The sequence below is a fragment of the Desulfosporosinus burensis genome (assembly GCF_054657535.1).
This window is the reverse complement of the sequence record NZ_BAAHYN010000024.1, coordinates 26,789-47,204: the sequence shown is the minus strand read 5'-3', so window position 1 is coordinate 47,204 and position 20,416 is coordinate 26,789. Positions and strand designations below refer to the sequence as shown.

Sequence of the window (20,416 nt, the reverse complement as noted above, 5' to 3'; positions counted from 1 at the left end):
AATAATAGGGACATTGCCGCTAAACTACTACAGGCTGAAAGTGTCAGGGTGCCCATTGACACACTGACAGAGACATACCCAGGGTTAACGGTAGAGGATGCCTATCGTATTCAACTAGAGGGTATCACTATGAAGCTAGCTCAGGGCCGAAAGGTGATCGGTAAGAAAATTGGTTTAACCAGTAAGGGCATGCAGAAACTGTTAGGAGTTAATGAGCCCGACTATGGACACCTGTTTGACAATATGTTGCTCTTAGAGGGAGAATCATGCCAGCGTCAGGAACTTCTCTTGCCCAAGGTGGAAGGGGAACTGGCTTTTGTCTTAAAGGATACCCTTAAGGGCCCTGGGGTAACCATAGCTGACGTATTCCGTGCAACAGAAGGAGTCATGCCAGCCTTTGAGATAGTTGACAGCCGGATCCGTGATTGGAAGATAAAACTAGCGGACACTATCGCCGACAATGGCTCCAGTGCCCGCCTGGTCTTAGGCAGCCGCTTAGTTCCAGTACAAGATCTTGATTTGCGCCTAATCGGCATGGTGTTGGAGAAGAATGGAGAAATGGTCAGCAGTGGGGCCGGTGCGGAGGTTTGGGGTCATCCCGCGGCTGCGGTTGCCTGGCTGGCCAATAAGCTGGCTGAATTTGATATCGCACTGGAAGCAGGAGAGATTATTTTATCGGGGGCAGTGACAGCGGCCGAAGTGGCTGAGTCGGGGGATGTCTTTACGCTGTCTTTCGACGGGTTGGGCAGTTTGAATTTAAAATTCATTTAAAGAATGTCATTTGAGGAGATGTAATTGGTGGATAAAATTAAGGTAGCTGTAATTGGACCAGGAAATATTGGTACCGACTTGATGTTTAAGATCCTTAAAAGTAAGAACCTGGAAATGGGTGTGCTGACTGGTATTGTGGAATCTGAGGGGATTCAAAGGGCTCGGAAAATGGGAATTAACACTTCGATTGAAGGGGTTAATGCGGTTCTCCAAGACCCGGATATTAAAATCGTTTTTGACGCAACCGGGGCAAAGCCACACCTTATGCATGCTCCACTACTCAAGGAAGCGGGTAAAATATCAATTGATTTGACACCTGCTTCGATCGGTCCCTATTGTGTTCCCTGTGTTAATTTAGAAGAATTGTTGGAGGAACCTAATGTTAACATGGTGACGTGTGCCGGACAGGCAACGGTTCCAATTGTTTATGCCATTAACAAGGTAGCTTCCGTCACCTATGCCGAGATTGTCGCCAGTCTATCTAGTAAAAGCGCTGGTCCGGGAACCCGTCAAAATATTGATGAATTTACGGAAACTACCTCTAAGGCCTTGGTTAAAGTTGGGGGGGCCAAGCGAGGGAAGGCGATCATCGTGTTAAATCCTGCTGAACCCCCTGTGATGATGGCGAACACTATTTATGTAGAAGTGGAGAATCCTGACGAAAAAGCTATTACAGCCGCTGTTCAAATGATGGTGAACGAGATTCAAAAATACGTGCCAGGTTATAGACTTCGTGTTCCGCCCATCATTGATGGTCACAAAGTCACCATCATCATTCAGGTAGAAGGGGCCGGCGATTTTCTGCCCAAATATTCAGGAAACCTTGATATCATCACTTCGGCAGCCGTATCCTTCGCGGAAAAGCTTGCCCAAAAATTAATTAGAAAGGACGTGATCGCATGAGCATGGGTAAGATTCATCTGGTGGACACAACATTGCGAGACGGCAGTCACGCAGTAAGCCATCAGTACAGCGTGGAACAAGTGGCGGAAGTTGCCGGCGGACTTGATGCGGCTGGGATTGAATATATCGAGGTGTCTCACGGGGACGGCTTAGCGGGCTCTTCGTTTAATTATGGCAGGTCTGCCACGGATGAGGAGGAATTGATCAAAGCGGCAGCAGAGGTCATCAAAAATGGAATTTTAACTGTTTTATTGATTCCCGGGATCGGCACTATTGAGGATCTGAAACGGGCTGAGGCTTGCGGAGCTAAGGCGGTACGGGTTGCTACCCATGTGACAGAGGCGGATACTGCTGAGCAACATATACGGATGGCTAAGAGCCTGGGAATGCAGGCATTTGGTTTCTTGATGATGAGCCACATGGCTCCACCGGAAAAAGTCGTTGAGCAGGCCAAACTGTTTGAGTCGTATGGCGCAGATTTCATCTATGTGGCCGATTCGGCCGGGGCCATGCTGCCGGACGATGTTAGAGCCCGGGTTGGTGCTGTAGTCCAAGCAGTTGGGATACCCGTCGGGTTTCACGCCCACAACAATTTGACCTTGGCCACAGCTAATTCCCTCGCAGCCTTGGAAGTTGGGGCAACCTTCCTGGATGGGACTTGCCGAGGCTTGGGGGCCGGGGCGGGAAATACCCAAATTGAAGCGCTCGTGGGGGTTTTGAATAAAGTCGGTTATCAGACGGGCGTGGATTTATACAAAATCATGGATGTAGCTGAAGATTTGGTTGAGCCCATGATGCACCGGCCGCAGGTAGTGCGCAACGCCCCATTTATGCTGGGTTATGCCGGTGTGTATTCAAGTTTTCTCTTACACACTTACCGGGCGGCTGAACGATTTAACCTCGACCCCCGGGACATCTTGACAGAACTAGGAAGGAGGCGAATGGTAGGCGGTCAGGAAGACATGATTGTTGATGTGGCGTATCAGTTGGCGAACCAATAAAAAGGAGCGTAAGGTATTATGAAGACCGTTAATTTACTGGCAGTCATTGACAAAGAAAAGTGCATTGGCTGTAAAACGTGTGTGAAAGTTTGTCCGGTACTAGCCATCAAAATAGAGGACCGGTTAGCAATTGTTGACAATGAAATGTGCCGTGGTTGTAACGCTTGTGAGCAACGTTGCCCAGTTTATGCAATAAGTATGGTAAAAAGTGAACAACCATTTGTTGTTAAGGTTGATGTCAGCAGTGTTGATTATGCTTTGATTGAAGATCTCTGCCGGAAGGCTAAATTTAATCCCGAACAGTTGATTTGCTATTGTACAGCGACTCGGGCGGAAGAAATTGCGGCTGCGATTATACTAGGAGCCGATTCCCCGGAAAAACTTTCCTTACTGACGGGCGCTCGTACCGGCTGTAAAGTTGAATGTATTCAACCCTTGTTACGTCTTCTCGAGGCAGCCGGTGTCAAACCCCAACCGCCAGAAGGTGGATGGCAGTGGTATGGTAAGACAGTGACAGTGTGGGATATTTCAGAGGAAGTAAAACAAAAATATGCGAGTCGGGGATTTTATTTCGATGAAGACATCAAACTTTTAGATCGAGTAGTTGCCGCCCCGCTGCAAGGAAGGAGTGAATCTTAATGCGACCTCCAATCAAGCCGGTACCGCCGCGTTCATCCCAATATGGGATTGATCCAGACTTAGTTAAAACCCGTGTCAGTGAGCTGCCTGGAATGACTTCGGTCATGCTGACCGATCTTTTCCCGGATCTTCCGGAAGTGATTTTCCCCTGTGCTGCGGGGGTGTCAGTGATTCGCCAAGCTTCTGAAGCCGCTTTGCAAAACGTCGATATGAGCAAAATTAAACCAGAACACTCTGTGAATATCCTTGCTTCTCATCACGGTTTCACCCTAATGGGTGGTGAACCCTATGCGGAAATGCTCAAAGCTATTAAAGATGTTGTTGAGGCACGCACGGGTTGTCGCAACGTTCGCCTGCGGGCGGGTGTGGGACTTCGTTTCCGCGAGACGGAGGAGTATATCAAGCGCCACGGCCTGGACGTTTATTTCGATGGCAAAGCTATTGGGGTCGCTCCCATTGATCAAGGGATTCCTATCGAGACGGAGGTAGGAACCTTATTCGGACTTAAAAAAGTTTATGATGCGGACTGGATCATCCATGCTCATAACAGCGATGTCCGTGAGGTTCATTTCCATCGCCAAGTTGATCGGGCTGTAAAGCCTTTTGGCATGTCTTATGCCCGAATCGAGACTCGTTCTACGTATCACCAAAACCTCGGACCGAGAGCAGCGAACTTTACGGCCCGCGCTATTTTCGATTCAACCTTCGTGCAAAGTAAATTTGCCTTTGCTTCTTTTCTTACAGTGGCGCCCAACGGGATCATCGGGGTGGATGTTGATAGTGATCTGTATGCGCTTAATGACAGGGTCACTCAAACCGGTTTACGTTACTACGGCAAAATAATGACCTTATTCGGAGAACTTGAGGACTATATTTGTGCTTTGGATTTTCCTTGCCCAGTCGTTTACGTTTTCTCAGCGGGCGTCATCTATGCCAATGTTGTGGGCGCTAACACTGATCTTTATGATCTCGACTTACCTTTACCAGCTTATACCTGGTATACAGAGGCATTTTACGGTAAACAGGGTCGTCCTTTGCTTGATGATATTCCCACAGTTAATCGGGCCATTAAAATGTGTGTACAAAATTATGCCTGGACCGGTTATCCGACGGCTTTTTTTAGTGAGCACATTCCGACGATTGTTGTCGGACAGGAACAAGCCGAACTTTTTAATCGCGATCCGCAAAATCTTACCTATATGGACCATGCCATGGTGGCTGAGAGCACGGAGTCGGCTATGGAATTTGCCTATAAGACCACAGGGACGAGAAAGGTCGTTATTTTTGATGGGGCTGTCGGTGGTATTAATGTCAGCGAATCTTTGGCCGAGGAACTGTTGCAGAAAGCTCCCGCTGTCAGCGCTAAAGTCGATGAAATCTTATTGCCGAAATGGCTGCGGCAGAGAGGAATTGGATTAGTACGTCCTAAATAGAGATGCTGCCCTTTATTCATTTCTAGTATAACCAGTAAGAAAGTGGAAGCTTAATAATAAATAGGATGGTGACAAATGAGAGCTAGATCTTTAAGACAGTGGTTACAGGTTTTGAATACTGATGGTATGTTAAAACATGTTGATAAAAAAGTGAATCTTTCTTACGAACTGGCAGCTGTGGGTAAAAAAGCGGATGGACGCTTTGCGGTACAGTTTGATAAGCCGGGTGATTCGAAAGTACCCGTGGTAACAGGTATAGGTGGCAGCAGGGAACTCCTGGCACGGGCCATGGGAGTATCTGTCGATAGAGTGGCTGAGCATTTTGCCTGGGCTCAAGCCAATCCAATGGAATGCACCATAGTGGAAGCCGGGGCTGCGCCAGTAAAGGAAAGGGTTACCCATGATGTTGACCTGGGCACATTACCCATACCCGTCCATCACGAAAAAGACGGCGGGCCATATATTTCCGCTGGAGTGCTAATCGCCAAGGATCCAAAGACTGGCGTACGTAATCTCTCGATCCACAGGCTCCATGTTTTAGGTCCTAATCGCTTGGGAATCTTGATCTTGCCCCGGCATCTCTCCCATTTTCACAGGATGGCTGAAGCAGAAGGAAAACCCCTGGAAGTTGCGATAGCTATTGGTTTAGACCCCATATTATTGTTAGCTTCCCAGGCTTTGACATCGCCTGGTTATGATGAGTATACTATTGCCAGTGCTCTATATGGACAACCCCTAGAGTTAGTGAAAGGGGAGACTGTTGACCTTGAAGTACCTGCCCAGGCTGAAATAGTTTTAGAAGGCCATCTCCTGCCCGCTGTCCGAGAAATGGAAGGTCCTTTTGGCGAATATCCCAAATATTATGGCCCAGCTTCGCCGAAACCGGTTATTGAACTGACGGCAATGACTTCTCGAATGGACCCTATCTTCCAGACCATTGTACCGGCAACCAAGGAACACTTGCTTCTGGGATCAGTTCCTCGAGAAGGAGGCTTGATACAAATAATTAGAAACGCAGTGCCGAATACCAGAAGTGTTCACCTTACTCCTGGAGGTACTTGCCGCTATCATCTGGCTATTTCTATCGACAAACAAAATGAGGGTGAGGCCAAAAATGCGATGTTTGCTGCTTTTGGCAGTAGTCAGGAAATCAAGCATGTAGTAGTGGTGGACAAAGATGTGGATATTTTCAATCCTGAAGATGTGGAGTGGGCTGTAGCTACTCGTTGTCAGGCCGGACGTGATGTCTTTATCGTTGAAAGGGCATTAGGCAATAAACTGGATCCTTCTTCTGATGATGGGATAAGCGATAAAATGGGTATTGATGCGACCGTGCCTTCAGATGCTCCAGTAGGACGCTTTGAGCGAATTCGTATTCCAGGGGAAGACAAAATTAAGCTCGAAGATTATTGTTCCTAAAGAAATTCGCCAAAAGGATTGTGGATAGTAGATTGGGTGGGAAATAATCATTAGGAGGGGTAGAGTGTGACGAAACGTATAGTTGTAGGAATTACAGGTGCAAGCGGCTCTATCTATGCCTACACCCTCATAGAAACATTGGCCGCAATGGGTTGGGATGTGGAGGTCATTTTAACCCAGATAGGCGAGAAAGTACTGGCATATGAATGTGGGGTGGAGATAAAGGCCTTTTCTTCAGGAATTCATGTTCACGCCATAGACGACCTCTTTTCATCGTTAGCTAGTGGTTCATTTCGTAATGATGGAATGGTGGTTATTCCATGTTCAATGAATACTTTAGGTTTACTAGCCAACGGTATAGGGGATAATCTGCTTGCTCGGGCTGCCCAAGTGATGTTAAAAGAGAGGCGACCGCTGGTAGTTGTCCCGCGCGAGATGCCTTATAATATCATTCACTTGGAGAACATGTTACGGCTTGCTCGGGCTGGGGGCATTATCTTGCCTGCATCCCCAGGTTTCTATCATCATCCCCAAAGTATTGACGATTTAGTAAGGCATGTTGTCGGGCGCGTACTAGATCAGTTGGGCATAGAACACACTCTGTACAAGCGTTGGGAAGGCGTCTTAACATAAAAAGTAATTACAGGGCGCCTTTTTAGAACGCCTTGGAGTCGAGCGACTGGCAGTATTCCAGTCCCTTTAAGTAAAGTATCTATGGTAAATGTTAGCGGGCGGCGACTGTCGCCCGCTACTTCCTAAACAAGACCATAATTGGACTTACGACTTGTCAAATTAGGCGAGTTGTTTTGCGCCGTGAATATACAGCAATTGGGTTAGGTAAAGGTAACGGCGGGTAACAGTAATGGTAAAGTAACGGGGGTGCTAACCAACCTGGACATGCTGTTCATTGTTGGGCGGGAATGGAAATGGCAGTTGGGGCGGTTCTGAGAAATCTATTATTTGGTATCACGCGTTATCTAAGTTTCAAATACTTTTATCGTGGAAATAAAGGATGGTAACTTGTGGAATTAGTCAATAGGGAAAAGTTGAAAACACTGCGTAAAAATTTAAGAGATATGGAAAGTGTCGTTATTGCTTTTTCAGGTGGAGTTGACAGTACTTTTCTGCTTAAAGTTGCGCTGGAAGTACTTGGTGAAAAAGCCTTAGCAGTTACAGCTACTTCCTCAACTTATCCTGCTCAGGAGCAGGCGGAAGCTCAAAAACTTGCTCGCGAATTAGGGGCTAGACATAAACTAATCGTTTCGGAAGAATTGGATATTGAAGGGTTTGCGGATAATCCGCCTAACCGGTGCTATTACTGTAAGAATGAACTATTCTCCAAATTATTAATTGTCGCCAAGGATGAGGGAATAAATTACGTTCTTGATGGTTCTAACTTCGATGACTTAAATGACCATAGACCGGGAATGAAAGCAGCAAAGGAATTGGGCGTACGCAGTCCACTAAAAGAAGCAGGCATCACTAAAGAGGAAATTCGTTGTTTTTCCAAAGAAATGGGTTTATCGACATGGAACAAACCTTCCTTTGCTTGCCTTAGTTCCCGTTTTCCGTATAGCTCTAGAATAACGAAAGAAAAGTTGAACCAAGTAGATCGAGGAGAAATGTTGTTGCGTTCCTTGGGTTTTCAACAGTTTCGATTACGTCACCATGGTGAAATTGCCCGGATCGAGATCCCCCGAGATCAATTCTTGCTTATGGTAGAAAAAGTAGACCAAGTCGTTGAAGAGCTAAAAGCTTGTGGTTTTACTTATGTTACCATGGACCTGCAAGGTTACCGGACTGGGAGTATGAATGAGACTTTAAAGGAAGAGGACAAAAAAGTATGAACGAAAAAAGCCTGCGTGATTTGCTCATAGGAATCAAGCATAACGAAATTAGTGTTGATGCTGGGTTAGATAAATTGAAAGATTTGCCCTTTGAAGATTTAGGTTTTGCCAAAATCGACCATCATCGCCAGCTCAGGCAGGGATTTCCTGAAGTTATCTATAGTGCAGGCAAAACTACTGAACAGATCGTTACCATCGCCGAAAAGCTAGCTGAAGGGTCAGATAATAACATTTTAGCCACTAGGGCTAATTATGATGTTTATGAAGCCGTCGCCGCACGGATTCCTAACGTTGAGTATTATGATTTAGCTCGCTTAATTGTGATACGAAGGGGTGAACAGAAAAAACGAGGACATATCTTAGTGCTGAGTGCGGGAACCTCAGACTTACCTGTAGCTGAAGAAGCGGCTATTACCGCTGAGGTGATGGGCAATCGGGTGGAACGGCTTTATGACACCGGAGTAGCCGGTATTCATCGCTTATTAAGCCAAAAGGATAAGCTTTTTGCTGCACGGGTCTTAATCGTTGTTGCTGGAATGGAAGGAGCCCTCGCCAGTGTAGTTGGAGGGTTAGTGGACAAACCAGTGATTGCTGTGCCCACTAGTGTTGGTTATGGTGCTAGTTTCGGTGGGATAGCCGCTTTGCTGGCCATGTTGAACAGCTGTGCCAGTGGTGTCAGTGTGGTTAATATCGATAATGGTTTCGGTGCAGGTTATCAGGCTAGTTTAATCAATAGATTAGGGGAGGCTGGAGCATGAAAATCGCTTACTTCCATTGTTTTGCAGGGATAAGTGGGGATATGACCTTAGGGGCTTTAGTTGATGCCGGTTTAGATTGGGAGCAACTGCAAACAGATTTAGCCAAGCTTCCTTTAACTGGTTATCAATTACAAGTGGAGAAAGTGATTAAACAAGGCATTAGTGGGACCAAGGTACACGTTTTAACGGAAGAAGGCCATGTACACCGGCATCTGCGGCATGTTCAAGAAATAATTAGTAATAGTACGCTGCCGGAAGTTGTTAAGGAAAAAAGTATCCAGGTTTTTGCTCGCTTGGCTGAAGCTGAAGCCAAAGTACATCAAACATCTATTGACCGGATTCATTTTCATGAAGTCGGAGCGATGGATGCCATCATTGATATCGTTGGTTCTGTTATTGGTTTGTGGCGGCTGGGGATTGAGGAAGTATATGCCTCACCAGTGCATACCGGAACAGGCTTTACTAAATGTGCCCACGGGATAATGCCAGTTCCAGCACCAGCGACTCTGGAACTATTGCAAGGGGTTCCCATTTACTCCCGGGATGTAGAAAAAGAATTAGTTACTCCAACTGGAGCGGCAATTATTACAACGTATTGTCAAAATTTTGGCAATATGCCGCCGATGCGGGTTGATAACATCGGTTATGGGGCAGGTGAGCATGATTTAGTCATTCCAAACTTGCTGCGTTTAACCATTGGTGAGAAACTGGATCAGGTTGGTTCCGACGGGCATATTCGTTACGGCGGCAAGGGTGATGTCCACCAAGGAGAAGCCCTGATGATGGAAGCCAATATAGATGACATGAACCCGGAGTTTTATGATTACCTGATTAACAAATTCCTTAAAGCCGGGGCGATGGATGTTTTCTTGCGAAAAATCCAGATGAAAAAAAACCGCCCAGCTATAGTATTAAGTTTATTGATCCATACCCATCAATTAGAAACATTCTACCAGCAAATATTTTCCGAGACAACGTCCATCGGGGTTAGGGTTTACCCTGTGACCAAGTATATGCTGCCTTATGAAATAAAGACGGTGCAGACCAGGCTAGGTCAAGCTAAGGTGAAAGTTGCCCGTTATCAGGATAGCCTGCGTAATGTGGCTCCAGAATATGAGGATTGCCGTAAATTAGCAGAAGAGCAACAGATACCGCTTAAAGAAGTTTACGATATTATCAAATACGCAGCTTACCAACAATTAGAACAAAAGGATCATAGCTAGCAAGTATGGTTCGTTTATGGTAAAGCACATCTAGTGGGAAACTAATTTGGAGTGGAACTCGGATTCGTTTGGAAAGGAATAATGATAATGGATAAATTAATTGACGTATCAACTAAAGAAGATATTTCTCCAGAATATAGAGAAACTCCGGTTGGATTTCTTTTAGAATATCATAATCTTCATCGTTCATTTGATTCATATTCCAAAGCACAGCTATTAATAGGAATGTGTATGGATAATCGAAAACATCTTCGCATTCCAGATAATTTTGCGTATATAATTCGCAGTGGCGGGGGGAATTTACGTTACAGCGAGTTTAAAGTATCGTATGCTATTGCTATTGGTGGTGTAAAAGCGATAGCTCTGCTAGGCCATAATAATTGTGGTATGGTAAATCTTTATTCTAAAAAAGAAAAATTTATTGAAGGGTTAGTTGAAAATGCAGGATGGAACAAGAAATATGCAGAGGAGCATTATATGAATTTTGCTCCAATGTATGAAATTGGCAATGAAATAGATTTTGTTTTAAGTGAGGCGGCACGATTAAGATTAAGATATCCGAAAATTTTAGTTGCACCACTCTTTTACAATATAGAAGATAATAAATTTTATCTTATTAAAGAATGATTTAAGTGCATGGAAGGAAGTGTCGTGATTGTAGACAGATCGGTCATCCAAAGTTTCGCAACCAGGGGCAGTCATCGTTGACGATGACGAAGATTCCGTCAGAATAGTTTTGTCTGAGATGTTGAAAACAGAATTCTGATACGTTGCGTGCGGTACTTTATAAACAGGTGTCAAGCAAATCACTCCAATTCGTATTGAAGGAAAATAAATCCTTACCGTTGCAATTTTAGGCATATTTTGCAAAAGTCAAGTGTTTAAGACATGTTCCGCAAGAATATTTTGTTCGTCAATTTCCTATTGGAGACAAAAAAATGAAATCCTTATAGCAAAAAGGTGGGAGGACATCAATATCGATAGTTCAAGCAAAGCTTTGTGCCATCTGACTCGGCGAATGCCGAGACCATTATTACTTTAGGGAGGCGACGTAATCTTGATGTATTATGTCACCAGAGCGCAACTGGAAGCATTTAAAACCTTGGAGGAAGTCATTCCTTACCTTTTAGGAGAAGATGCCGTATTGTTTACGACAAATACGCAAAACTTTGATTCGATGTATACCCCAAAAAGTTTTGTGACCTACAAGGCAAAAATAGGTGACAGACTGGTGGAGGGCAGCGGTGGTAAGCAATGTGTGGTGACAGGCAAACCGGTGGATAAACTCGTTCCGAAAGAGGTGTATGGGTTTACATTTCGAACGATTGCTCTCCCTGCTATTGAAGATGGCAAAGTTATTGGCTGTATTGCGGTAGCGAGAAGCAGAGAGAAGCCGGAATTGATCATCGAAATTGCGGACAATCTCTCCGCCAGTTCGGAGGAAATTGCTGCATCCTTGCAAGAAATGACAGTGTACGCGGACAAGAGTGTGGAATCCATGTCAGATTTAGAGAGTGCTATTAAAGCATTAATAGATGGACTAAAAATCATCGAAGAAATGAACGAGCTTGTTAAAAACATTGCTTCACAGACCAATTTGTTAGCGCTTAATGCAGCGATAGAGGCGGCCAGGGCTGGTGAACATGGGCGCGGGTTCGCAGTGGTGGCTGAAGAAGTGAAAAAGCTATCTCAGAAAAGTGTTGATGCAGTGAAGAACATTAGGCAGGCAATACTAAGTAGCCAGAAGAGCATCAATAATGTAGAGAATCAGATCAGCCAAAATGTTGCGACTACTCAGAACCAGGCGCAGATAACACATGACATAGAATCAGCTATGGCTGAAGTAGTAAATAGTGCTATGGGTTTATACGACGTTAGCAAAACAATCTAAAAGTCTGCGCAGTGATAGATGAATCCGTCTGAAAAAAGCTGAGGCGATACCGAATGCCGTTATGAGTCGCCATGTGGCGATAGTCTTTCCTTCGCCACGAAGTGTTTCTTTTGGGTAGGTGGCTCGGCGATAATCTCCACCGGAGACTATCGTGACTATCGTATCGCCAGGTAAGAAGCAAAGAGACTACCATGATTAAGGTAGTCTCTTTGTGTAGTAAACTTATTGTTTTGAAGGCAAACAGGGCGTCCCTTGGGCTACCCCCTAGCTTTTAAATCCCGTCCTCACGAACGAATGCTGAAAAATATTAGGATAGTTAGCATCGTGGACTTGATTATCGATTATTTATAGATTTAGACACAAGAACCTGTCCTCTCATCTAATTACTATTGATTAGCATGGTTTTCTTTTTCATGTTTACTGGCGTCATATTCGAAGCGAAACTTCTGGTTACAATAAGAACAATGCACAAACTTTCCATCAGGTGCCTGTATTGGCATAAATATACCACCCCCTTGCACACGATTTTAACCAAGTATAATGGTTTTTATACTTTTTTCTTGATAGGTGTGTCTCTTTATCAACTTTTTCATAATATGGGTATGAGGTGAGGAAGATGTGGAATAAGTGGACCAGAAGTTTATTTGTGGAGTTTCAGTGGATGAAACGAAACCTTGTGCGTCGTTGGAAACTGGATACTCCAACAGGTGTTATGGGCATGCTAGTAATAATATCAGCTCTATTATTGTTTATTGTAATAGGAAGTGGGATTGCTCGTATCTTTCGGTCATTAGTTCCATGGGTTACCGGATCAAGAGTCGGAGAGATCTATTGGTACTCAATTAGCTTTGGAATAAAAGCCAGTTTTCTATTTATTATTTTTAGCGCTTCGCTCATTGTCTTTTTTCTCCATAAGTTTTCCGAACGACACTAGTACATATACAGATCCTTGATAGCATAGTCAGATCTAATTGAACGTGCTGTAATCAGCATTAGAGAGTTAATCATAATCATAATCTTAAGATTATGATTATGATTATGATATAGAAACATAAACTCGACATTGGTCATTATCACCACAGATTAAGGGCTTATCTCTAAACTTCTTTGGCTAAAATGGTAATTTTAGTTCTAAGATAGATAAAGAGCAAATAAATGTAAATAGGTGGACAAACTGTATATAATGTCGCTTTAAAATTCTTGCATAGGATCGATACCTATGTTAGAATTTAATGCGTTAGAAAGGGGCTGAGTTTGTGGATTTTTTGTCTGGCATTACAGGTACGCAAGTATTTAATGTCATTATGGTTCCGATACAAGTTATTATCATTTTTTTAACCTTCTATTACTTTATCCTTTCTATGTTTGGTTTGTACCGGAAACAAGAGGAGAAGATACTTAAGCCAGAGAAGAGCTTTGCTATAGTTGTTGCTGCACATAACGAGGAAGCTGTCATTGGACCCTTAGTGGAGAATTTACTTCAACTTGATTATCCAAGAAAACTATATGATATCTTTGTGGTAGCTGATAACTGTACGGATAAAACGGCCTTAATTGCTAGGAATTCTGGAGCAATTGTCCATCGGCGATTTAATACGGAGAAACGCGGTAAGGGTTATGCACTAGAATGGATGTTCCATCGTTTATTTAGAATAGAGCGTCAATACGATGCAATAGTCATTTTCGATGCAGATAATCTTGTTAAGGAAAATTTCCTTTTTGAGATGAATAGCAAGCTTTGCCAAGGCCATAAAATTGTCCAATGCTACCTAGATTCAAAAAACCCATTTGATACATGGGTGACCAATACATTCTCTATTGCATTCTGGGTAACCAATCGTTTGCTCCAGCTTGCCAGGTACAATACAGGTCGTCTCTCGAACGTTTTGGGAGGAACAGGTATGTGTATTTCGATGGGTGTTCTTAAGGAATTCGGGTGGGGAGCGACTTCCTTAACGGAAGATTTAGAATTTAGCATGAAAGCGCTATCCCACGGAATTAGGACGACTTGGGCGCATGATGCAGTGGTTTATGATGAGAAACCATTAACGTTTATGCAATCTTGGTATCAAAGGAAACGATGGGCACAAGGTCAAGTTGATGTAGCGGGACGTTATTTCTTCCCTCTAATTATCAAGGGTGTAAGGGAAAGGGAATTCATGTATATTGATGCCGCTATTCACCTTTTTCAACCGGCACTAGTTATGATAGCAACTTTCTTTATGCTTACAAATCTTATATCCGTATTTCAAAATCAGTATACTCAAGTATTTACTTTAGTAATGCCTTGGACGGGATGGCAGATTTTATCCGCTTTCCAATACTTATACCCAATTGCAGCGTTGGCGCTTGATCGTTTACCATGGCGTGCCTATGTAGGACTCATTCTATACCCAGTCTTTATTTATAGTTGGATACCCATCGTCTTTTTAGGATTTGTCAATCGTAAAGACAAACAATGGTCTCACACTAAACACACTCGCTCAATAAGTATAGATGAAGTTGTTGACAAACAAAAAAAAGTATCGTCGTCTTAATGGTTTAACCTGTTTCTCTTCCTTAATGTGATTGCCAGTTGAGTTAACACATACCTGCCCTAAGCGATGAGCGGCGAGCCATTCACGAGAATGATAATCTTATTAATATGCTAAGCTTTTTAATGTCTCTAAAATTAGAGTGTCATTATTTAACAGGTATAAACTATAAAAAAGTCTTTGACACAACGTCAGTTTTTGTGTATACTGATAATCGTCAGTCTCGGGTGATTAGCTCAGTTGGTAGAGCGCCTGCCTTACAAGCAGGATGTCGGCGGTTCGAGCCCGTCATCGCCCACCAAACTCGATGTTCGAAGTTTGAGATTCAAGGTTCGAAAGAACCGTGGAGCTAAAGCTTGGACTATAAAGGTAAGAGAACGGTGTCGTACTTCGAACATCGTGTATCAAACCTCAATCATGGCCCCGTGGTGTAGTGGTTAACATGCCTGCCTGTCACGCAGGAGATCGTCGGTTCAAGTCCGATCGGGGTCGCCATAATATTTGCCTCGGTAGCTCAGTCGGTAGAGCAGAGGACTGAAAATCCTCGTGTCGGCGGTTCGATTCCGTCCTGAGGCACCATGCGGGTGTAACTCAGTGGTAGAGTGTCACCTTGCCAAGGTGAAAGTCGCGAGTCCGAATCTCGTCACCCGCTCCATTATTCTTCTGGCGGCATAGCCAAGTGGTAAGGCAGAGGTCTGCAAAACCTCTATTCCTCAGTTCAAATCTGAGTGCCGCCTCCAATCAATTTGCCGATGTGGCGTAACTGGCAGACGCACGGGACTTAAAATCCCGCGGAGTAACATCCGTACCGGTTCGATTCCGGTCATCGGCACCAATATGGGTTTGTAGCTCAGCTGGTTAGAGTACCGCGTTGACATCGCGGGGGTCGGAGGTTCGAGTCCTCTCAAACCCACCATATGAACACTAATTATGAAAGTATATAAAGTCCTGAAAGGCTTGGTACAAGCGAACCTACGAGCTGGATTCAGGGCCTTATGGATTTCGGGGGTTGAGCAAAATTTTCATAAGAACCCGTAAGAAACTCTAAGTTTCCGCTAGTATTTAGTCAAAAATTCAGTCAAAGTCAGTAACGAAATATTGATTAAAGCCATTGATTTAGGTCAATGGCTTTAATTTATTTTAGGGATTATTTTTCATGGAAAACGATTTACCTTTAATTCTCGAGACGAAGAACAAGCGGGAACAGATTAGGTGCCGTATTGTTTTCTCGACATACAAATATATGTGAGTAACGGGCAAGTTTGGCAACGCGTTTATTAAATAGATATTAGAACGGGAAAGACCTGGCAAGATCATTGCCGCCCAGACATAGGAAGCAACTTAATGTACAAATTTTTACCACGGGTAGAAAAAATGATAAGTATAAAATGGTTATCAAAGGCTAAAGTAGGATAGAACATTAACAGAGGAGGTAAATTGTTTATGGGAAAATCAACCTATTTTAATACGCCGTGTCAATCAGGGAAAAACAAAGAATTATTAATGTAGTAGAAGTTTTTTATATTTGGGATGTTTAGTCACCAAGTTGGATGCCTTAGAAACCATACAGATTTTTGAACATATGATGTTAGCGAGGTTTACCATCTCTGGAATCATTTGATGCAGAGATATAACGTCATATATGTTACCAATCTTTTAAACAGCTTCGTTAAAGATGATGATTTAAAGTTAGTCCTTAATTCTGGCAACAAGACTCTTACTAAGCATACCAAGTTATTAGAAAAAGTGCTTTTGAACTATGGCATTCCTTTACCTCTCAGGCCACCAAAACAAACCCAAAAGACGGTAAATTCCGAGCTGATATCGGACAGGCAGATTTACAGACGGATACTAAGAGGCATTCAGGCCTTTTTACCGGTTCATACCATGGCCTTTATTCACAGTACTTCACCGAAACTCAGGGATTTGTTCATGTCTTTTATGGGTGAAGAAATGAAGATATTTGATAAGTATCTCGAATACGGTAAAATCAAGAATTATTTAATTAGACCACCCGTCTACAGGCCTTAGATTAAAAATAAAGGAGGATTAGTTTTAATGTAAAAACCAACCTATTTTTCGTGCCAGCATTAACCTCATGGGAACAGGATACCTGATAAATTTTGGTCCACGCGGCGTTTCATTATCAAGCAATCGTTTGAGTAGTGTCGAGAACTCAGATGTATCCGTCACAAGCTCAAAAACTTAGACCCCGCAGACGATTGCGGGGTTTTTTGGATTAGGGAATGGGCATTTTTACAGATTGTAGCCAAATCGTCGTTCAATGTACATAATGCCCGACTTGATGCCGTTTTCAAATCTTTCCCTTGAAGAATTTGGCCTACTAATTAAATCCACCGCATGTTAATATTAACGGTAGGGTGTTCTTCGATACCTTCGGTTAATAAATAATTTTGAGATGATCTATGTTTTAAATGCTGGGCATAGTGTTGCAACCATAACATATGAAATTCTTTATCAAGCTTGAAGTCGATTAATTTATCTTGAAGCTTTGACTCTAAATCATTTTCTTTTATCAGTTCATAATAAGCACTTAAAACTTTTTCTTCTAGTACAACCCCTATTTTGAACGTATTAGCCTGACCGGTTAATTCCATAGATTCTCCGACGATACTACCTGCAATATCCGCTATAGTACTTGCGATTTTCGGTATTTCAATATTTGCTTCTGTAAATATATTAACAAAAAAATCAGTATGCTCTTTGTCAGTTCCGATAATTTTGGATAAGGCCTTATCGAGTAAACTATCTTGTGTCGAAGATATTTGAGATATGTAATAATTTATTTGGAATTTTTCTAATTTATATATTCGTTTTAATTGCTCAATTATTTGTTTATTCACTTTGAAATGCTCCTTTTTTAGAAAAGATTGTTAGAATCTATTTTCCCAAGTTTTATAAAATTTATTTGTATCTATTAAAAATTAAAATAGATCTATTAACAAGGATAAGAGCCATTTTTTAGTAGATGCGAAAAGCATTTAAATACTCTCCTGCGCTGATTAGGCGTAGGAGAGTATTTCATTTAATTGGACTATTTCGTTGGTAGTTGTCTGGGGAAGGAGTTGTAGATTGAGTCGTGTTCATAACAATAACTCCTCAAATTTATTTTATGGGTAAGTTGAAAAACCAAATACCTAATCCGAAAAAGGCATGAGCAGCAGCAACCAAAACGATTAAAATGGCATTACGTCTGTGAAAACTAAAGGGAAGCTTTATTAAACGCTTTCCAGAAAGGACTTGCAAGGTCAGCAACACCATAAGAAGAATCCCAAGCCAAACGTTTAATGGTTTTCCCCACCATAAAGGCACATACACTAGAGTTCCCCCCTCTCTAAAGTATCAGATTCTTGGAAAGAAGCAAAAATTCCTTTAACACTTAGCAGTTTTATGTTACAAGTTGGTTAAAGCCTATTTCGTTGATATTTTTGCGATTGTCTAATATACTGATTAGGGTTGTTTTTAGCGAGACGTGCTACTAATGAATGATCTCTGCAAGGAGACGATCGAAATATATAGTGGAATGAATGGCTCTGATTATGGAATGGAAGGTGGTGGTTTTTATGCATTTACTTTGGCAAGGCAAGGCACCAATTTATGAAGCATTGCTAAAATACAAATCTATGCGGGTGGTACCGTTTGACGTGCCGGGACATAAGCAAGGTAGAGGAAACCCCGAGCTCACAGAATTTTTAGGTGAGAAATGCCTTTCGGTTGATGTTAATTCTATGAAGCCGCTAGATAATCTCGCACATCCCGTCTCTGTAATAAAAGAAGCCGAGGAACTGGCCGCAGATGCTTTTGGCGCACATCACGCCTTTTTTATGGTCAACGGCACCACATCAGCCGTTCAGGCGATGATTATGAGTGTATGCAAACAGGGCGACAAAATTATTATGCCACGTAATGTTCACAGAAGTGCCATTAATGCCCTTATCATCAGTGGGGCAATTCCCGTTTATGTGAATCCCGGTGTCAATAATAAGTTGGGGATACCATTAGGCATGTATATTGACGAGGTGAAAAGTGCCATCGATAGAAATCCAGATGCCAAAGCAATCTTTGTCAATAATCCTACCTATTACGGTATTTGCTCCGACTTAAAGGCCATTACTGAGCTTGCTCATCGACATAATATGTTTGTTCTGGCTGATGAGGCGCATGGAACCCATTTCTACTTCGGAGCGGATATGCCAATCAGCGCAATGGCAGCAGGAGCCGATATGTCTGCAGTCAGCATGCATAAAACAGGTGGGTCGTTGACTCAAAGCTCATTTTTGTTAAAAAATGCTCGCCTTAGCACAGGTCATGTGCGGCAAACGATTAACCTGACCCAAACTACTAGCGGCTCATATCTGCTGCTTTCTTCGCTAGATATTTCTAGACGCAACCTAGCACTAGATGGTAAAAGCATTTTCGCAAAAGCCTCTTCTCTTGCCAACTATGCACGAGAAGAGATCAATAAAATTGGTGGATACTATGCTTTTTCTACAGAACTTATTAATGGAAATTCGGTGTTTGATTTTGATCAAACTAAACTTTCTGTCCATACCAGAGAAATTGGCTTGGCAGGAATTGAGGTTTATGACATTCTTCGTGATGATTACGGAATTCAAATCGAATTTGGAGATATCGGTAATATTTTAGCCATCATTTCAGTTGGGGATCGTGCCTTGGCCTTGGAACGTCTTGTATCTTCTTTGTCTGAAATAAAAAGAATATATATCAGGGACAAAACGGGAATGCTTGATCATGAATATATTAATCCAGAGGTAGTGATGGCCCCCCAGCGAGCCTTCTATACCGATCAGCGTTCAGTGGCTATCGAAGCCAGCACAGGGTGTATAAGTGGAGAGTTTGTTATGGCTTATCCGCCAGGTATTCCTATTTTAGCCCCAGGAGAGCAGATAACTGAGGAAATCATTGACTATATCGCCTATGCTAAGGCCAAAGGCTGTTTCCTGACAGGAACAGAAGATATGACCATTGAAAACATCAGAGTAGTGGAGGAATAAACAATGGAATTATGGTATACCGAACCGCACACAGACAACGTTCGCTTTTCCATTAAAGTGGATAAGCCCCTTTATACAGGTCAGAGCGAGTTCCAGAGAATCGACGTCTTTATCTCTAAAGAATTCGGTACCTTTTTTACCCTGGACGGCTTAATGATGGTTACTGAAAAGGACGAATTTATTTATCATGATATGATTGTTCATGTGCCTATGGCCACTAACCCAAAGATTAAGAATGTCTTGGTGATCGGCGCAGGCGATGGCGGAACGGTAAGAGAACTGACGCGCTATAGTACCATTGAAAATATTGACATGGTGGAAATAGATAAAATGGTTGTGGATGTGTGTAGAGAATATTTGCCCCAGACCGCCTGCAAGTTGGATGACCCAAGAGTAAACCTGTATTTTGAAGACGGACTAAAATTTGTTCGCTCCAAAGCAAACGAGTATGATTTAATTATCGTTGATTCGACCGATCCCTTCGGACCAGGGGAAGGGCTGTTTACTAAAGAATTTTATGGCAACTGCTCTAAGGCTTTAAAAGAGGATGGCATCCTGGTTAACCAGCATGAAAGCCCCTATTATAATGAGTATGCTAAGTCCATGCAAAGAGCTCATAAGCGTATTCAGGACTATTTCCCGGTTTGTAGGGTTTATCAAGCACACATTCCAACTTATCCTTCAGGTCACTGGCTGTTTGGTTTTGCCTCTAAAACTTATGATCCACTGACAGATCTTGACGACCAGGCTTGGAACAGTCTCGGATTGAAAACAAAGTACTATAACACTGAGATTCATAGAGGAAGCTTTGCTCTGCCTAACTACGTACTAGATTTACTGGTAAATGCAGGGGAATAATAGAAATAGAAACTTACTTCAGGCGGAGTTCTACTCCTGCTGAAATCTAGTTGAACTTATCCAGAGGTTAGCGTCATTTTTAAAAGAGGTATAGGTATTGTCG

At 42.8% G+C, this 20,416-nt stretch carries 18 protein-coding genes, 7 tRNA genes and 1 pseudogene; 24 read left to right on the top strand and 2 right to left on the bottom strand.

The features are described from left to right. The 22 genes and pseudogenes from ACYQ3Q_RS27025 to ACYQ3Q_RS26920 all read left to right on the top strand — a co-directional run. The coding region (locus tag ACYQ3Q_RS27025; protein ID WP_459931508.1) for a 2-keto-4-pentenoate hydratase at positions 1-771 on the top strand (771 nt) is incomplete at its 5' end. Positions 772-798: 27 nt separating this feature from the next. Then, positions 799-1,674: an acetaldehyde dehydrogenase (acetylating) gene (locus tag ACYQ3Q_RS27020; protein WP_459931507.1), complete on the top strand. Its 876-nt coding sequence runs from the start codon at positions 799-801 to the stop codon at positions 1,672-1,674. After that, positions 1,671-2,675, top strand: coding sequence for a 4-hydroxy-2-oxovalerate aldolase (dmpG, locus tag ACYQ3Q_RS27015; RefSeq protein ID WP_459931506.1), 1,005 nt, complete (start codon positions 1,671-1,673; stop codon positions 2,673-2,675). Before ACYQ3Q_RS27020 ends, dmpG begins: the two co-directional genes overlap by 4 nt. An 18-nt stretch (positions 2,676-2,693) precedes the next feature. Beyond that, a complete protein-coding gene (locus tag ACYQ3Q_RS27010; RefSeq protein WP_459931505.1) occupies positions 2,694-3,314 on the top strand; it encodes a 4Fe-4S binding protein in 621 nt (206 codons plus the stop codon). Then, on the top strand, positions 3,314-4,747 hold the full coding sequence (locus tag ACYQ3Q_RS27005; protein WP_459931504.1) for a hypothetical protein: 1,434 nt from the start codon (positions 3,314-3,316) through the stop codon (positions 4,745-4,747). Before ACYQ3Q_RS27010 ends, ACYQ3Q_RS27005 begins: the two co-directional genes overlap by 1 nt. A 75-nt stretch (positions 4,748-4,822) precedes the next feature. Beyond that, positions 4,823-6,166, top strand: a complete 1,344-nt coding sequence (locus ACYQ3Q_RS27000) for a UbiD family decarboxylase (protein WP_459931503.1) — start codon at positions 4,823-4,825, stop codon at positions 6,164-6,166. Between the two features lie 66 nt (positions 6,167-6,232). Next, the gene (locus ACYQ3Q_RS26995; RefSeq protein ID WP_459931502.1) at positions 6,233-6,799 is read left to right on the top strand and encodes a UbiX family flavin prenyltransferase; all 567 of its coding nucleotides are present in this window, start codon (positions 6,233-6,235) and stop codon (positions 6,797-6,799) included. A 389-nt stretch (positions 6,800-7,188) separates the two neighbouring features. Beyond that, entirely contained in the window at positions 7,189-8,013 is an 825-nt protein-coding gene (gene larE / locus ACYQ3Q_RS26990) for an ATP-dependent sacrificial sulfur transferase LarE (protein WP_459931501.1), read from the top strand. After that, positions 8,010-8,771 (top strand): nickel pincer cofactor biosynthesis protein LarB, encoded by a 762-nt coding sequence (gene larB, locus ACYQ3Q_RS26985; RefSeq protein ID WP_459931500.1) that lies wholly within the window; start codon positions 8,010-8,012, stop codon positions 8,769-8,771. Before larE ends, larB begins: the two co-directional genes overlap by 4 nt. Continuing rightward, a complete protein-coding gene (gene larC / locus ACYQ3Q_RS26980) occupies positions 8,768-9,994 on the top strand; it encodes a nickel pincer cofactor biosynthesis protein LarC (protein ID WP_459931499.1) in 1,227 nt (408 codons plus the stop codon). Before larB ends, larC begins: the two co-directional genes overlap by 4 nt. An 87-nt stretch (positions 9,995-10,081) precedes the next feature. Further along, positions 10,082-10,621 carry a carbonic anhydrase gene (locus ACYQ3Q_RS26975; RefSeq protein WP_459931498.1) on the top strand — a complete coding sequence of 180 codons (540 nt, stop codon included), beginning with the start codon at positions 10,082-10,084 and terminating at the stop codon, positions 10,619-10,621. Between the two features lie 433 nt (positions 10,622-11,054). Continuing rightward, positions 11,055-11,885: a methyl-accepting chemotaxis protein gene (locus tag ACYQ3Q_RS26970; protein ID WP_459931510.1), complete on the top strand. Its 831-nt coding sequence runs from the start codon at positions 11,055-11,057 to the stop codon at positions 11,883-11,885. A 661-nt stretch (positions 11,886-12,546) separates the two neighbouring features. Beyond that, complete coding sequence (locus tag ACYQ3Q_RS26965) at positions 12,547-12,819, top strand: hypothetical protein (RefSeq protein WP_459931497.1); 273 nt, start codon at positions 12,547-12,549, stop codon at positions 12,817-12,819. Between the two features lie 322 nt (positions 12,820-13,141). Then, positions 13,142-14,422 carry a glycosyltransferase family 2 protein gene (locus ACYQ3Q_RS26960; RefSeq protein WP_459931496.1) on the top strand — a complete coding sequence of 427 codons (1,281 nt, stop codon included), beginning with the start codon at positions 13,142-13,144 and terminating at the stop codon, positions 14,420-14,422. Positions 14,423-14,644: 222 nt separating this feature from the next. Further along, positions 14,645-14,720: transfer RNA gene (locus tag ACYQ3Q_RS26955), tRNA-Val, on the top strand. A gap of 118 nt (positions 14,721-14,838) precedes the next feature. Continuing rightward, a tRNA-Asp gene (locus ACYQ3Q_RS26950) sits at positions 14,839-14,914 on the top strand. Positions 14,915-14,922: 8 nt separating this feature from the next. Beyond that, positions 14,923-14,998: transfer RNA gene (locus tag ACYQ3Q_RS26945), tRNA-Phe, on the top strand. A 1-nt stretch (position 14,999) separates the two neighbouring features. Beyond that, positions 15,000-15,074 (top strand) — tRNA-Gly (locus tag ACYQ3Q_RS26940). A gap of 10 nt (positions 15,075-15,084) precedes the next feature. Next, positions 15,085-15,159 (top strand) — tRNA-Cys (locus ACYQ3Q_RS26935). Between the two features lie 8 nt (positions 15,160-15,167). Further along, positions 15,168-15,254 (top strand) — tRNA-Leu (locus tag ACYQ3Q_RS26930). 4 nt (positions 15,255-15,258) lie between these two features. Further along, positions 15,259-15,335 (top strand) — tRNA-Val (locus ACYQ3Q_RS26925). Positions 15,336-16,021: 686 nt separating this feature from the next. Next, positions 16,022-16,450: pseudogene (locus ACYQ3Q_RS26920) on the top strand (DUF3231 family protein); the annotation flags it as partial. A 317-nt stretch (positions 16,451-16,767) separates the two neighbouring features. On the opposite strand, the gene ACYQ3Q_RS26915 reads toward ACYQ3Q_RS26920, so the two are convergent. Both ACYQ3Q_RS26915 and ACYQ3Q_RS26910 read right to left on the bottom strand, forming a co-directional pair. After that, positions 16,768-17,283, bottom strand: coding sequence for a hypothetical protein (locus ACYQ3Q_RS26915; protein ID WP_459931495.1), 516 nt, complete (start codon positions 17,281-17,283; stop codon positions 16,768-16,770). A gap of 262 nt (positions 17,284-17,545) precedes the next feature. After that, entirely contained in the window at positions 17,546-17,758 is a 213-nt protein-coding gene (locus tag ACYQ3Q_RS26910; protein WP_459931494.1) for a hypothetical protein, read from the bottom strand. A 245-nt stretch (positions 17,759-18,003) separates the two neighbouring features. Here ACYQ3Q_RS26910 and ACYQ3Q_RS26905 point away from each other — a divergent pair, with 245 nt between their 5' ends. Both ACYQ3Q_RS26905 and speE read left to right on the top strand, forming a co-directional pair. Next, positions 18,004-19,455 carry an aminotransferase class I/II-fold pyridoxal phosphate-dependent enzyme gene (locus ACYQ3Q_RS26905; protein WP_459931493.1) on the top strand — a complete coding sequence of 484 codons (1,452 nt, stop codon included), beginning with the start codon at positions 18,004-18,006 and terminating at the stop codon, positions 19,453-19,455. A gap of 3 nt (positions 19,456-19,458) precedes the next feature. Next, positions 19,459-20,313, top strand: a complete 855-nt coding sequence (speE, locus tag ACYQ3Q_RS26900; protein WP_459931492.1) for a polyamine aminopropyltransferase — start codon at positions 19,459-19,461, stop codon at positions 20,311-20,313. Positions 20,314-20,416 lie beyond the last annotated feature (103 nt).

What these genes read in the sequence shown, in the direction of transcription:
- dmpG (WP_459931506.1), top strand. Translation starts at nt 1,671, where the DNA reads ATGAGCATGGGTAAGATTCATCTGGTGGACACAACATTGCGAGACGGC.
- ACYQ3Q_RS27010 (WP_459931505.1), top strand. Translation starts at nt 2,694, where the DNA reads ATGAAGACCGTTAATTTACTGGCAGTCATTGACAAAGAAAAGTGCATT.
- ACYQ3Q_RS27005 (WP_459931504.1), top strand. Translation starts at nt 3,314, where the DNA reads ATGCGACCTCCAATCAAGCCGGTACCGCCGCGTTCATCCCAATATGGG.
- ACYQ3Q_RS27000 (WP_459931503.1), top strand. Translation starts at nt 4,823, where the DNA reads ATGAGAGCTAGATCTTTAAGACAGTGGTTACAGGTTTTGAATACTGAT.
- larB (WP_459931500.1), top strand. Translation starts at nt 8,010, where the DNA reads ATGAACGAAAAAAGCCTGCGTGATTTGCTCATAGGAATCAAGCATAAC.
- larC (WP_459931499.1), top strand. Translation starts at nt 8,768, where the DNA reads ATGAAAATCGCTTACTTCCATTGTTTTGCAGGGATAAGTGGGGATATG.
- ACYQ3Q_RS26975 (WP_459931498.1), top strand. Translation starts at nt 10,082, where the DNA reads ATGGATAAATTAATTGACGTATCAACTAAAGAAGATATTTCTCCAGAA.
- ACYQ3Q_RS26970 (WP_459931510.1), top strand. Translation starts at nt 11,055, where the DNA reads ATGTATTATGTCACCAGAGCGCAACTGGAAGCATTTAAAACCTTGGAG.
- ACYQ3Q_RS26965 (WP_459931497.1), top strand. Translation starts at nt 12,547, where the DNA reads ATGAAACGAAACCTTGTGCGTCGTTGGAAACTGGATACTCCAACAGGT.
- ACYQ3Q_RS26905 (WP_459931493.1), top strand. Translation starts at nt 18,004, where the DNA reads ATGCATTTACTTTGGCAAGGCAAGGCACCAATTTATGAAGCATTGCTA.
- speE (WP_459931492.1), top strand. Translation starts at nt 19,459, where the DNA reads ATGGAATTATGGTATACCGAACCGCACACAGACAACGTTCGCTTTTCC.